The organism is Thermobaculum sp. T2p (assembly GCF_059335935.1).
The window spans coordinates 18,676-32,955 of record NZ_JANZYQ010000010.1; the positions used below are offsets into that span (position 1 = coordinate 18,676).

At 49.1% G+C, this 14,280-nt stretch carries 13 protein-coding genes and 1 riboswitch; of the genes, 8 read left to right on the top strand and 5 right to left on the bottom strand.

All coding sequences use genetic code 11. From position 1 onward, the window contains the following. Positions 1–63 precede the first annotated feature (63 nt). The 3 genes from zwf (at position 64) to xylB (ending at position 3,952) form a co-directional block, all read left to right on the top strand. Complete coding sequence (gene zwf, locus N2245_RS05310; RefSeq protein WP_494535687.1) at positions 64–1,608, top strand: glucose-6-phosphate dehydrogenase; 1,545 nt, start codon at positions 64–66, stop codon at positions 1,606–1,608. A gap of 32 nt (positions 1,609–1,640) precedes the next feature. Then, the gene (pgl, locus tag N2245_RS05315) at positions 1,641–2,378 is read left to right on the top strand and encodes a 6-phosphogluconolactonase (protein WP_494535688.1); all 738 of its coding nucleotides are present in this window, start codon (positions 1,641–1,643) and stop codon (positions 2,376–2,378) included. A gap of 83 nt (positions 2,379–2,461) precedes the next feature. After that, a complete protein-coding gene (xylB, locus tag N2245_RS05320; RefSeq protein WP_494535689.1) occupies positions 2,462–3,952 on the top strand; it encodes a xylulokinase in 1,491 nt (496 codons plus the stop codon). A gap of 45 nt (positions 3,953–3,997) precedes the next feature. On the opposite strand, the gene N2245_RS05325 is transcribed toward xylB, so the two are convergent. Together N2245_RS05325 and N2245_RS05330 are read right to left on the bottom strand one after the other, a co-directional pair. Further along, positions 3,998–5,140 (bottom strand): Ldh family oxidoreductase, encoded by a 1,143-nt coding sequence (locus N2245_RS05325; protein ID WP_494535690.1) that lies wholly within the window; start codon positions 5,138–5,140, stop codon positions 3,998–4,000. A gap of 23 nt (positions 5,141–5,163) precedes the next feature. Then, on the bottom strand, positions 5,164–6,591 hold the full coding sequence (locus tag N2245_RS05330; protein ID WP_494535691.1) for an FAD-binding oxidoreductase: 1,428 nt from the start codon (positions 6,589–6,591) through the stop codon (positions 5,164–5,166). An 86-nt stretch (positions 6,592–6,677) separates the two neighbouring features. Here N2245_RS05330 and N2245_RS05335 point away from each other — a divergent pair, with 86 nt between their 5' ends. After that, positions 6,678–7,151, top strand: a complete 474-nt coding sequence (locus N2245_RS05335; protein WP_494535692.1) for a hypothetical protein — start codon at positions 6,678–6,680, stop codon at positions 7,149–7,151. A 21-nt stretch (positions 7,152–7,172) separates the two neighbouring features. Further along, positions 7,173–7,931 (top strand): phosphatase PAP2 family protein, encoded by a 759-nt coding sequence (locus N2245_RS05340; RefSeq protein WP_494535693.1) that lies wholly within the window; start codon positions 7,173–7,175, stop codon positions 7,929–7,931. Here N2245_RS05340 and N2245_RS05345 read toward each other — a convergent pair. Then, the gene (locus tag N2245_RS05345) at positions 7,921–8,943 is read right to left on the bottom strand and encodes a Gfo/Idh/MocA family protein (RefSeq protein WP_494535694.1); all 1,023 of its coding nucleotides are present in this window, start codon (positions 8,941–8,943) and stop codon (positions 7,921–7,923) included. The genes N2245_RS05340 and N2245_RS05345 overlap by 11 nt on opposite strands. Before the next feature lie 20 nt (positions 8,944–8,963). Continuing rightward, positions 8,964–9,866, bottom strand: coding sequence for a GNAT family N-acetyltransferase (locus tag N2245_RS05350; RefSeq protein WP_494535695.1), 903 nt, complete (start codon positions 9,864–9,866; stop codon positions 8,964–8,966). Between the two features lie 237 nt (positions 9,867–10,103). Here N2245_RS05350 and N2245_RS05355 point away from each other — a divergent pair, with 237 nt between their 5' ends. The 3 genes from N2245_RS05355 to N2245_RS05365 all read left to right on the top strand — a co-directional run bounded on the left by N2245_RS05355 (position 10,104) and on the right by N2245_RS05365 (position 12,730). Further along, positions 10,104–10,520, top strand: coding sequence for a DUF3054 domain-containing protein (locus N2245_RS05355; RefSeq protein ID WP_494535696.1), 417 nt, complete (start codon positions 10,104–10,106; stop codon positions 10,518–10,520). Positions 10,521–10,544: 24 nt separating this feature from the next. After that, a riboswitch (FMN riboswitch) is annotated at positions 10,545–10,666 on the top strand. Positions 10,667–10,819: 153 nt separating this feature from the next. Then, on the top strand, positions 10,820–11,629 hold the full coding sequence (locus tag N2245_RS05360; protein WP_494535697.1) for an ABC transporter permease: 810 nt from the start codon (positions 10,820–10,822) through the stop codon (positions 11,627–11,629). Positions 11,630–11,650: 21 nt separating this feature from the next. Next, positions 11,651–12,730, top strand: a complete 1,080-nt coding sequence (locus N2245_RS05365) for an ABC transporter substrate-binding protein (RefSeq protein WP_494535698.1) — start codon at positions 11,651–11,653, stop codon at positions 12,728–12,730. Positions 12,731–12,826: 96 nt separating this feature from the next. On the opposite strand, the gene N2245_RS05370 is transcribed toward N2245_RS05365, so the two are convergent. Next, positions 12,827–14,272, bottom strand: a complete 1,446-nt coding sequence (locus N2245_RS05370; protein ID WP_494535699.1) for a DUF512 domain-containing protein — start codon at positions 14,270–14,272, stop codon at positions 12,827–12,829. Positions 14,273–14,280 lie beyond the last annotated feature (8 nt).

Here is a 14,280-nt window from a genome sequence, read left to right on the forward strand (position 1 = left end):
ATCTAACGTTCCACCCTCTTAGTTTTCATGAAGGTAAACGTAATAAATAGCTGTGAGGCGTATATGACGACTGTAATCGAGAACCCACTTAGGGCAGGTACACACATAGAGCGTACTCCACAGCCCTGTGCGATAGTGGTGTTTGGCGCTACTGGCGATCTAACACATCGCAAGCTGATTCCTGCCTTATACAACCTTGCAGTTGATAAGCTTTTACCACCTAACTTCGCAATAATAGGTTTTGCTCGTCGCCCCTGGAGCGATGATTATTTCAGGGAAGAGATGCTCAAAGGGGTACAGGAGTTCTCTCGTAGGAAGCCTGATCCAAAGATTTGGGAAAGTTTCGCACAAAATCTATACTACGTACAATCAGAGTTCGACAACACAGAAGGCTATCAAAAGCTAAAGGATTTTTTGGATAGGCTCGACAGCGAAAAAGGAATCGGTGGGAACAGACTATACTACCTGTCAGCCTCTCCATCATATTATGAAACTATAGTCGAAAGACTAGGCGATGTAGGGCTAAGCGGAAGATCTCGCAAAGCTGAGCAAGGATACACCCGTATCATCATAGAGAAGCCTTTCGGACACGATTTGCAGTCAGCAAGAGAGCTCAATGACCTGCTGCATCAGTTCTTCTCTGAGGACCAGATATTCCGTATAGACCACTACTTAGGCAAGGAAACCGTACAAAACATACTGGTATTCAGATTCGCAAACTCCATATTTGAGCCCATATGGAATCGCAACTACATAGACCACGTACAAATAACAGCAGCTGAATCTATAGGTATCGAAGGGCGCGGGAAATACTATGAGGAATCAGGCGCCCTAAGAGACATGATGCAGAGTCACCTATTGCAGCTCCTCAACCTAGTAGCAATGGAGCCGCCCGTGGCGTTCGATGCCAACTCAGTGCGCGATGAAAAGGTCAAGGTTCTCAGAGCCATCCGCCCGATTCGAGGTAACGCTGTGGCAGATCAAGTGGTCAGAGGCCAGTATGGACCCGGCGTTATAGATGGGAAAGAAGTGCCTGGTTACAGACAGGAGCCAAACGTAGATCCTGAATCAATCACCGAGACCTACGTAGCGATCAAGCTGTTTATAGACAACTGGCGCTGGCAAGGCGTACCCATCTACATGCGTACTGGTAAACGGCTGAAGAAGAGAGTCACCGAGATCGCAATCCAGTTCAAGCAGCCCCCATTGCTCCTCTTTGGACAGCAGACGGACGGCATTATCGAGCCTAATGTACTGGCGCTACGGATACAGCCAGACGAAGGTATATCATTGACTGTATCTGTCAAGACCCCGGGCACCAGGCTCAATATACGGCCGGTAAAAATGGAGTTCCTGTACGGAACAGGCTTTGGCATCGAGCCTCCCGAGGCCTATGAGAGATTGCTGCTCGACGCCATGATAGGTGACTCAACCCTATTCACCCGCCACGACGAGGTGGAAGCCTCCTGGGCATTCATAACCGACATACTGGATGCCTGGAAACAGCTGCCTCCACCTCAGTTCCCTAACTACGAAAGCGGGAGCTGGGGCCCGAGGGACGCTGACCGCCTGCTCTACCGAGACGGTAGGGAGTGGCGCTGGCTATAGTGATCAATTATCTGGACAGAGGTTGTTAGTAGATGGCAGGAAAGTTGTCGATTGTAGAGAATTCTTCTGAGGTAGCTCGAGCTGGAGCTGAGCAGTTCATATCCAAAGCTAAAGAATCAATAGATGACCACGGCTCATTCTTCGTGGCGCTATCAGGGGGCTCAACGCCTGTGGCAATGTACAAGCTGCTAGCTTCGGATGAGTACAGAGGCAAAGTCGACTGGAGCAAAGTTCTCTTCTTCTGGAGCGACGAGAGATGTGTGCCTCCGGATCACCCGGACAGCAATTACGGATCGGCACACCAATATCTCCTGCAGCCACTCGGCATATCCGAAGACAGGATCTTCAGAATGAAGGGTGAGCTGCCACCCGAAGAAGCTGCCAGAGAATACGAAGAGATTGTAAAGAAGACTGTGCCTGGAGATCCCCCAAGATTCGACCTTATATTTCTCGGATTGGGAGATGATGCACATACAGCCTCATTGTTCCCTGAAACCGATGCCCTGCATGTCACTGACAGATTGGTGGTACATAACTACGTACCCAAGCTGAACACCTACAGGATCACTTTTACTTCTAACCTTATCAACGCGGCAGCCAATGTAGTCTTTTTGGTATCTGGAGAGGGTAAGGCCAAAGCTCTCAAATCGGTTCTGGAGGGCGAACACGATCCAGTCAAGTACCCTGCTCAGCTGGTAAACCCAGCTAGCGGCGTGCTGATGTGGGTCGTAGACCGAGCAGCAGCTAGTCTACTCTCAGGCACACAGTAGTTAGGCTGGAATTGGCAATTTCCCCCAGTTCGTATACACTATTTCTGCCTTCTTAGGAAACTATAGAATTACGGGGAGCAACTATGCCTGTAGTAATAGGTATCGATGTAGGTACTACCGGTGTCAGGGTTCTAGCTGTAGATCAATCAGGAAAGTTAGTGGCTGAATCAACCTCGGAATATCCGCTCTACACCCCAAGGCCAGGATGGACCGAGCAGAACCCAGAGGACTGGTGGACAGCGACCCAGGAATCCCTACATAAAGTTGTCCAACAGGTTAAGGATGAGATCCTGGGACTAGGACTTACCGGCCAGATGCATGGATCCGTCTTTCTGGACGAGAGAGGCGAAGTAATCCGTCCTGCACTGCTGTGGAACGATCAAAGAACTGCCAAGCAGTGCGAAGAGATGACCGAGATCGTTGGTTACGATAGGCTGATAGCTATAGCTGGCAACCCAGCACTAACAGGCTTCCAGGCGCCGAAGATCCTATGGCTTAGAGAAAACGAACCAGAGAACTACTCCAAAGTTAGGCACGTCCTTCTTCCGAAAGACTACGTTCGTTACAAACTGACGGGTGAATTCGCAACCGACGCATCGGATGCTGCCGGAACTCTCCTCTTGGATGTAAAAGCGAGAGACTGGTCCACGGAGATTCTGGAAGCACTTGAAATCCCACTAGAATGGCTCCCAAAGGTATTCGAAGGTCCTGAAGTAACAGGCTATATATCCCAGGACCTGACCGAGAGCCTAGGCTTGGGTTCCAAGATACCGGTGGCCGCAGGCGGTGGCGATAATGCAGCAGCCGCCGTGGGTACAGGCATCATCAAAGAAGGGCTTATGAGCTCCTCTATAGGTACCAGTGGGGTTCTCTTCGTACATTCCGAAGAGTTTCGTCCCGACCCCTCTGGTAGGATACACGCTTTCTGTCATGCCGTCCCTGGTAAATATCACCTGATGGGTGTGACGCTCTCGGCTGGAGGCTCACTCCGATGGTGGAGAGACCTCCTTGGGGGTCTGAACTATGATCAGCTCTCTGAGCTTGCCAGCACAGCCCCACCAGGATCTGAAGGATTACTTTTCCTACCATACCTAACCGGCGAGCGTACGCCTCACTTGGACCCTCACGCACGGGGATCGTTCTTCGGGTTAACAGCCAGACACGATAAGTCTCACATGACTCGTGCAGTCATGGAAGGCGTCGTGTTCAGCATGCTGGATTCTCTCCAGATCATCAGAGAATTAGACGTGGAGGTAAATGAGGTCAGAGCCATAGGTGGTGGTGCACGCAGTCCGCTCTGGAGGCAGATCCAGGCTGATATATATCGTCTACCTATAAAACGCACAGTAGCTGAAGAAGGGCCAGCCTACGGCGCGGCGCTATTGGCTGGGGTTGCTTCCGGTATATACAAAGACGTCGAAGACGCATGTTCTCTTATAGCTCTCAGGGACGAAATAACATACCCAGACCAATCAAGATCCACCCTCTATGCGCGCTACTACGAAGTCTATAAGAGCCTTTACCCGAACACTAAAGACGCTATGCATCAACTATCAGAGCTAGCTTCAATATAGAAGTGTAGAAGCGCGATGGGCTGGAGGAACATCTCCAGCCCATCGCTATGTATTATGCCCATCCCCCAACACCATAGCATCGAATGGGAGCCCCACATCTTGCCCTATGCCCCGCAGGGTCTCGACGACTTTGTAATAGAGGGGAACTCCTTCACGAGAATATTCCTCTTGAAGCTCCCACTCTTTCTCACCTGCTACCCATATCCTATCCTCCCCCTCAGCCTTCGGGGACTCCTTGAGCATTCTGATGTAATCATCCATATCTTGCTTGAACTCGTCGATGGATCTGAAGGCATCTACCCTCAACGCCCAGAAAAAGTGTCCCACCCTGGATGGTACTAACTGGCCATCCACGGGCTCATCTACCTTAGGCCCCCAATTTGAACCAGGCAGTACTCCACATAACAGATCCACCATCACAGATAGGTTATAGCCTTTATAACCACTAAATAGAGCCGTACCTCCGAGAGGTAATATGCCTCCACCTATACGTGCAGTCAGCGCATCCAGGACCCTCTGTGCATCTGTTGTGGGCTGACCAGTCTCGTCTACTGCCCAACCTAGAGGCATAGGCTTGTTCTTCCTTGCGTACACCTCAAGCTTACCTCTAGGAACCACACTTGTCGCCATGTCAAGCACCCATGGCCTCTCTTTACCCGCTGGGATGGCCACAGCAATCGGATTAGTACCTATCACAGCTTTTCTACCCCCAGTAGGTACCACCAGCGGGCTTGAGTTAGTCAGGCTCATCCCTATCATGTCATGCTCGAGTGCCATCATCGCGTAGTAGCCAGCTATGCCATAGTGATTACTGTTTCTTACAGCAACTATGCCGCTTCCAACTTCTCTTGCTTTATCTATAGCCAACTGCATGGCCCACTTGGCTACAGGCTGACCCAGCCCATTGTTTCCGTCCACAAGAGCAGTAGAAGGTGTTTCCCTCACTATTACAGGATTCGCCATAGGAGAGATAAGCCCCTTCATCAATCTACCCGTATAGCGACCAAGACGAGCCACCCCATGACTCTCTATGCCTCTAAGATCGGCCGCAACCAGTACATCCGCAGTAACATCAGCATCCTCCCTGGGTACGCCTAGCCTACAGAAGACTTCTGTCACCCAGGATTTGAGCGCCAAATGATCCACGCTTATATAATCCTGATCCTGAAACTCTTCCAAATTAGCCATAGCTTACTCCTCTCAACTCCAGATTAAGTCCTACCCACTTCAAAAGGCACCTGCAAGTACGATTCCTCATCGGGAAATATCTTGCCAGGATTGAGTATATTGTTTGGGTCGAGCGCTCGCTTAATGATCCGCATTACTCCTATAGTGGTATTGTCAAGAGCCAAACCAAGAAAACCCTTCTTGAGCAGTCCAATTCCATGCTCCCCTGTGAGCGTACCACCCAACTCCACAGCTGACTGAAAGATCTCAGCAGCAGCCTTCTGCACCCTACTCAGCTCATCAAGATCCCTCTTATCAAAGAGTATGTTAGGATGAATATTGCCATCGCCGGCATGTCCATAGATAACCAACTTCAAGTCGTATTTTTCGGCTATCTCCTGGCACCTGCGTATCATCTCTGGAACAGCACTACGAGGGACACATACATCCTCGCCAAGCTTGTTCGGTTTTATCTTAGCTACAGCAGGGCTAACAGATCTTCTAGCTCGCCACAGCTCCTCAGCTTGGAACTCATCCTCGGCCAAAGTCACTTCAGTAGCTAGTTCCGATAATATGCCGTTTATAAGTCTTATCTCAGCTTCCACCGCAGACTCATAGTATCCATCCGACTCTACAAGCAGCATGGCATCTGCTTCGATCGGCAAACCTACGTGCAGGTAATCCTCTACCACCTGGATGCATGACTTGTCCATCAACTCCATAGCAGCTGGTATTATCCCTGCACGAGTGATCTCCGACACCGCCCTACCAGCATCCTCCAGTCTGCCAAATACCGCCATCAGGGTGCGTCTATATTTTGGATAAGGAATCAATCTAAGCGTTATTTCGGTAATGATAGCTAGCGTTCCTTCACTACCAACGAGCAACTGCTCAAGCTGATACCCCGTCACGTTCTTGATTACTCTTCCGCCAGCCCTACCTATCTCGCCTGTAGGAGTGACATACTCCATGCCCAATACGTACTTGCTGGTTACACCATACTTCAGGCATCTTAATCCACCAGCGTTCTCGGCTACATTGCCCCCTATAGTGCTATGTTGCACGCTGGAAGGATCAGGTGGATAATAAAGGCCATATTTACGGACTTCACTCTGTAGATCATAAGTTATTACTCCTGGTTGCACTACAGCGATTAGGTTGTCCGGATCTATCTCGAGTATCTTATTCATTCTGGTGAGGCTCATAACTATGCCCCCATTAATGGGGATAGTACCGCCGGAGAGGTTGGAAGAGCCTCCGCGAGGCACTACGGGAATGAGCTCTCTATTAGCTATGGACATTACCTGGGCAACCTGTTGTGTGGTTGTGGGCAAAACCACACAGTCTGGCATGGCTTCCAACCAGGTGCCATCTATAGAGTAGGCTAACAAATCCCCCTGATCTACAAGCAGTCCTGAAGGACCAAGTATAGACCTTAATTCCTCGAGCACGCTCTCCTTAATCAAAGTCATTACTCCTAAGATTACCTACAGGCTGAGTATAGCAGAGTAATCAATTACAATTAGACAGAGCCCTAGAAACCACTTCGAGGATCGATTTGCTTGAGACCATAGTCATTATCTTCAGAACTATACACATAGTATCTGCCGCTGCTTGGCTAGGCGGTAGCATATTCTACGCTTTTGTACTGATCCCCAGCCTCAAAGGGGTAACTATTGACGATAAGCTGAGGATAAATATAGCCAGGAAGTTTCAAAACATAGTATCCATAGCCATGTGGTTGCTGCTTGCCAGTGGAGGTATCCTCACTTTCGATAGACTTTCCAACACGCGTCTGGGAACCGCCTATGCATCCGTTCTCGTACTTAAAGTAGCGCTGGCTATATGGATGTTCTTCCTAGCTGGCTCGCTAAGACGTAATAGACGCAAGGCACAGTACAACCCTTACCAAGAAGGCGTGCTTGCCAGATGGAGGGGCACTATTCCTGTACCTTGGTTGATCCTTGTAACTGGTATAGTAGTCTTCTTGCTAGGTGCAATATTGACCACAATGTATCAAAGCACAAGCTAGATTTATAAAGGAGCTGGATATTTGCAAGATAGAGTTGATAGAGACCTCACAAGAGAGGAGCAACCTCTAGCTGTAGGTGATGAGCATCTGTCCGAGCTGGAGGAAAGGATCGGGACATCCCCTGCCAGGATCTCAATACTCCTCTTAGGATTCGTGGGATCCTTGATGCTCATTCTCTTAATGGCTATAATCGCCCGCGATGTATTCCTGGAACAATCGATTAGCATAGACCGAACTATATACTTATATCTCAGGAACCATGCATCAAGTTTCCCTGGACCAATGTTCGCTTTAGGAACATACCTTGGATCATTTATAGTAATTGGCCCGTTAACAGCCGCTACCTGTGCTCTGCTTTTTGCAAAGGGTTATAGAAGTATTCCAACATTCCTTGTGGTGTCTGTAGTTGGAGGCATATTAGTAAACAAGGTCTTTAAGGACTACGTAACACGTCCTCGTCCCAGCTGGCCAGGCGTCCACCAGATAGGCGATTACAGCTTTCCCAGTGGACATGCTATGAACTCCATAGTATTCTACATAGCCCTCGCCAGTATTATCTGGGTGTTATTCGGCAAGTTGTACGGTACAGTAAGCTTTATAATAGCTATCTTCCTAGCATTGTTCATAGGAGCTAGCAGGATATATTTCGGCTACCATTACTTCACAGACGTAATTGGCGGTTATATAGCCGGCCTATTGTGGGTGGTGATCGCGGCTACCGCCACTCAGGGCGGTAGCTACATAATAAGGCAAAGAAGGGCGAACAAAGCTAAAACCTAGGGAGCTCAACCTCACAACGGCTCTTGGCTGATGCATAAGCTCCCGTAATTATCTGTAGTGCCGCCCTAGCTTCCTCGCCTGTGGAGAACGGCTCAGCCTCATCCAATACCCAGCGCACGAAGTAATCAAACGGATTTTTCCTGCGGCTACTCTGAGGAACTTCCAACTCTACCAGCTTGCCATCTGGAGAATCATCAGACATAAGATTCGCGACAAGCGGTTTTCCAGGATATGCCCAAGCATACAACGTACCCTTATCACCATAGACGACTAGGTTAGCCTCATTCTTCGGCCTGTAATTCCATGAAGCCTGTATGAAACCGAGCACGTCATTGCTGAACCGGATCGTAGCCATGCCCATATCTTCAACTTCACCAAAACGGCCGCTATTAACCAACATGGCCGAAACTGAGGACGCAGGAGCACCCACAACCCATTGGACCAGATCGGCAACATGAATACCTAGGTCCAATAAGGCCCCTCCACCTGATTTCGTGAGTTCGAAGAACCAGGTATCAGTAGCTCCCCAGTACTCTATAGGGCCAGCATGATTGAGAAGAGCTCTTACTGCCTTCACCTCTCCTATAAACCCTTCGCTGACCAATCTTTGAGCCTCCTCGGCTGGCGGAGCAAACCTCAAGCTGTGGGCCACCATCAGCTTGACCCCGTTCTTGTTAGCAGCCTCGATCATAGTATCAGCTTCAGCAATAGTCCTAGCTATGGGTTTCTCAACTATGATGTGCTTGCCTGCCTCAGCAGCTGCTATCGCGGCTGGGGCGTGTAGGTAGTTAGGCAAGCAAATATCTACCACATCTACATCGTCCCTTAGAATCGCTTCTTTCCAATCATCAGTGGCCGCGTTGGCCCCATACTCATTCTTTAATCTCTCAGCCTTAGATAAGTCTCTGCTAGCGAATACTGTTATCTGCGCATCCTCGGACCTTACGTATGCAGGTATATGCTCTCTTTGAGCTATAAGACCGCATCCTAATATAGCTACTCTTACAGGCATACTACTCCCCTAAGACTTAGTTAGATCTGTTTACCTAGCACCCAGAATACTCTATTTATCTGGGCATCCGCTACCTTCGCATAAAACGGTATAGGCCCCACCCATATTACCTCACACTTCTCGTGACCCAGCATCCTGAGATCACGCATGCATCTATAGAAAAGAATCCGACCAATTCCCTTACCCCTTAGCTGCTCTTCAGTACCAGTGGGGCCAAACCCATTCTCAAAAGCCGTGCCTCCATAAGAGGCAAAGGCACATATCCTACCATCACGCAGAGCTATATGTGTCGATATTGGTTCATTTTGGTATGTAGCCAGGGCTTCACATTGCCACGTAGGTCCCCAAACATCTAGAAGCCATTTACTAAACTCCTCTCTATCATCCACCGATAACCTTCGAAACACAAGGCCCTCCCTAGCAAGCCTGTCTTCGTCGCCAGATGTATCCCAGTCTCGAGAGAGCAAATCTACTTCCATGTTGAAACACCTAACGTCCGCAATCTGAAAACCATGATTGATCAAGAAGCAGATGGCCGGGGTATACCTTACGTCCACTCCCGGCCAGAAGTAGATGGGGGCGCTTCCCCCAACCCTCAGGGTTTTCATACCGTCAGTTTGAATCCTGTTTATCAGCTCTTTCAGCAACTGAGTAGCATAACCTCTCCTCTGATAAGCAGGATCAGTAGCAAATAGCCTTATGGCGGGGGCAGGACCTTCTTCTGACGTACGGACACCTCCTAGCATAACACTCACTAGCTTATCTCCATCCCATAAGGACAGTTGGTATTCCGGTCTATGTTCTGGCTCCTGAAATATACGATGCTTTAGCAAGTTTATAGAGAACTTATCCAGAGGCAGCGTCCTGCTACATAGGTCCAAGAGATCAAGCAGATCACTCTCTCTAAGCTCACGAAGTTCCATCTAGCTCCTCCCAAACACTATTTTTGAACACCCACTCGATGTTCAAAGACAAACATTAAGTAGAGTATAAAGCAGATCGAATAAGAGCCTCCGTACATATTCGTGTCCCGGCCACAAGACTCAATACCAAAGCTTTTCCAATCAACCAACATGGAAATTCATAAGGGTCTGGGGAGCTGCTTACTGGTACACTATTGTTAGAGATTATCTTAGCCTAGAATCCGCCAGGAGTTTGCAATGAGTGTTGCCGAAAGAGAAAGACCACTGGGAAGAAGAACCACATACTTGCTCGTGGCTGGCGATGTACTAGCTATCATACTTTTCGTAGTACTTGGCTTTAGAAGCCATCACATACAGGTTCACTATTTGGCAAACCTGATAAGGGTGGCAACACCCTTGGTTACAGGCTGGTTTATCGTCTCAGTGTTCACGGGCGCATATAGGCCTACTGCCGTTCTTGGAGAGTTCATGAAGAGATCGGCGCTAACTTGGATAGGGGGAATATTGCTAGGTCTCCTGATAAGAGGTCTAGTTCTCAGGGAAGGTTTCATCGTTACGTTCATGTTGGTCACTCTTGCTGTAACAGGCGTGCTGCTGCTTGGATGGCGATTGATATATTTCCTGATTACCACTGGGCGTTCACCATCCAGATAATGATATAATCTTAGTGGAAATAAATAAGGCCTTCGGGGCAGGGTGCAATTCCCGACCGGCGGTAGAGCCCGCGACCCCCTGCAACAGGGGTGGACCTGGTGAGATTCCAGGGCCGACGGTAAGAGTCCGGATGGGAGAAGGCCGCTATAACTAGGAGCATCGCCCAAGCCGATACTCCTGATAGGTAGCGGATTGGAGCCTCGAAGGTTCACGTGAACCTTCGAGGCTCTTGATTTGTACATTACCCTCCTGGGTCCACCTCCCCAAGGCCTCTAAGGATTATTTGGGAGCAAATTATTATGCACCAGGAGAGCTATGGTCTACCAGCATACAAAATCTCTACAGGAGAGCTAAAGGGCAAGCTTTCGCTATGGGGCTGGGTAATAGCCTCGCTTATACTTGCCGTTCTGCTATGGGAAGCAGTAGTGCTTGTAGGCAAGTATCCTACTTACATACTGCCTACCCCACTGGAGGTCTGGCAAAGGTTTCTACAGAGCCTTGCAGACGGCACTTGGTGGACCCACACGAGGGTTACTCTTTTGGAGAGCGTATTGGGTTTTGCTCTAGGATTCGGCGTGGCAGCTGTGTTCGGATACATACTAGCTCGTTGGCGAGCTGTGGAACGGCTCCTCAGCCCTCACATAGCAGCTAGCCAAGCCCTCCCTGTGGTAGCTATAGCTCCCCTGATAACCCTGTGGTTTGGATATGGCCTCCTAGGAAAAGTAATAGTATGCGCGCTGGTAGTGTTCTTTCCCATCCTGGTCAACACCATCGTGGGAATCAGGAACGTGCCAAGGGACCTGATAGAGGTAGCACAGGTGTATGGCGCGAATTGGTGGCAAACATTTCGGATGGTGGAGCTGCCATTATCTCTCCCAGTACTGCTTGGAGGTGTACGCCTTGGACTGACATTATCCATAACAGGAGCTGTTGTAGGCGAGTTCGTGGGGGCAGATGTGGGGCTGGGAGTACTTCTAAATATCTCAAAGGGCATGTTTGATACACCTCTCATGTTCGTAGCCCTCATAACGCTAGCGCTGATGGCGGCAGCCTTTTACTGCATGGCCCTATTACTAGAAAAAATTCTACTAGCTTGGCATTATGAGTAAATTTGTTCATGGAGGGTATTGATGTTTATAAAATCATCTAAAGTATGGGTTCTTATACTGTTGTTGCAACTTGTAGCTGTCGGTTGTGGGGCTAGTAACAGCACACCAACAATTGGTAGTATGTCGGATAATGTCACACCTACTACTTCCTCGACGAGCAACCAGAATTCCCAAAATATGAGCAGCAACCTAAAGCAGGTCACTCTAGCTTTGGGGTACATACCAACTGTTCAGTTCGCCCCCTACTATGTAGCACAGGAGAAGGGTTTCTACAAAGAGGAAGGGCTGAACGTAAAATTCAACCATGGCATAGTAAGCGACCTTATAAAGATGGTTGGCACCGGGAAGATCCCCTATGGCGTCGCAAGCGGCGATGAGGTACTCGTCGCTAGATCTCAGGGGGTACCCGTGGTATATCTTGGTGCCTATTTCCAAAAGTATCCCGTAGTCCTTATAACCCGGAGCGAAGATCATATCACGGATATAAAGCAGCTCAAGGGGAAGGTAATCGGAGTGCCCGGACAGTTCGGCGCTACCTACACAGGGCTACTTGCACTGCTTCACTCGGCCAACATGAACGAAAAAGATGTCAAAATAAGATCCATAGGCTTTACCCAAGTACAAGCCCTGGAGCGCAAACAGGTAGATGCAGTGATGGGTTATGCCAACAACGAACCTATACAGCTAAGACATCTTGGAGTAAAGGTAAACACCATACCAGTCTGGGAGCATTTGAATCTAGTTTCGAATGGCCTGATAACGAACCAGGAAAGGCTTGACTCAGACCCTCAGGAGGCAGCAGCAGTCGTAAGAGCAACGATGAAAGGACTTCAATACACTATCGATCATCCAGAAGAAGCCTTCCAGATAAGCCTTAAATATGTGCCAGAAGCAGCTCAGGATAGAGAGATCCAGATGGAAGTGCTCAAATCCTCAATAGAGCTTTGGCAAAGCCAGGCCACAAAAGAGCACGGTCTCGGTTACACAGACCCCAACATGTGGAAAACTACACTGGATTTCCTCAAGAGTATAGGGCTTATCAAGCATGATGTAGACCTCTCCAAAGTTTACACTAACCAGTTTGTGGAAAAATCCAGGTAGTTATCCACAAAAAACACGCTTTCCTGTGGATAACATGTTGATAAAGTGACACTCTTTGCTCATAGTAAAAGGTTGGCCATTTTGGCCAACCTTTTACTATGAATAAGTTATATATTGACCAAAAGTATCGGAATTAGGAACTGGGGAGAATTCAAACCCACCTATCCGTGGCGTTGGTACAGACTTGCCCAGCTCCTCGCCCGCATCCAGCCGTAATATAAGATCCACCGTCTCCTTCATATCCACAGCAGGCTCAAGCGGATATTTGGCCACATCCCGCAGGTCCTGCAGTGTCACGCCATCCAGAAGTCTTCTGCCGTCGTTATCTAATGCTACCCTGGGGATGAGTATCAGATCTGTCCCTTCGATAGATTCTATTATCGGCACCAAATCTTCACCCACCAGCAGTCCTGAGACGTTAGTGCTGGGACCGTAAAACCTGTTTTCGACTGGAATCACATCCACACTCAGTCCCGAGCAAGCGCCTTGCATCTTGTCGGCCACCTGCTTTAGCACCTTGGCGGGAAGCGTTCCACAAAGTATGGTCACTTTTCTGGTTGACTTCAGGCGTTCGGGAAGCTTTTTCCTAGATTCCTTGAAGCCCTCGAGCATGTACCTTACCATCCCTATGCCGTTCTCGAGCTGCGGAAAGCCCTCATAATGCCTAGCAGCAGGAACCCTCCTACCTGCCATTAGGTAGAACTCATCCGAGGCAAAGACTAGGTTTGTGCCGAGCTCCTTGCGAAACTGTGCTCTGCGCCTATCAACCTGCTTTACTACCTGCCTCGCTTCCTCCGGCGTATAACTTCTGACTGGAGTGCTCGCCTGCGATGCTATGATCCTGTTGTGCCTTCCACCAGCTCGCACGCTTCCTCCTCTGAACTGGGTAAGCCCTACAGGGACAACAGCTATAGAGAGTACCGTAGGATAGAGCGCTGCGAGGTCATCTATGGTCCTCTCAAGCTGTGGGCCATCATTGAGCCCAGGACATAGAACTAGCTGTGTATGGACCTGAATACCAATCTCACGCAACCGCGCAAGCTGCTCCAGAATATCCGGAGCTTTAGGATAGCCCAACAACCTGCGACGAAGATCTGGATCTGTCGCATGCACGGAGACATAGAGAGGGCTAAGCCTTTGCTCCTCTAATCTCCGCCAATCAGATGGGGTCAAATTAGTAAGTGTAACGAAGTTACCAAACAGGAAACTATACCTATAATCGTCGTCTCTTATGTAGAGACTATCCCTCATACCTTCACGATTTTGATCCACAAAGCAGAAAGGACATGCGTTGGCACACTGCCTTATGGGATTAAAAGTTGGTCTTGCGAATTCAACGCCTAAAGACTCATCGGGATCCTTCTCAATCTCGAAGATGATATACTCTTGTCCCCGCTTGACCAGCAGTTCCACATAGTCAGCTGCACCGTAGAACCTATAATCGATGATATCTCGCAGAGGTCGGCCATTGATCTGCAGCAACACATCCCCGGGCTGAAGTCCCAGATCGTCTGCTATACTGTTGGGCTGTACTCTCGCCACTTCTCCAC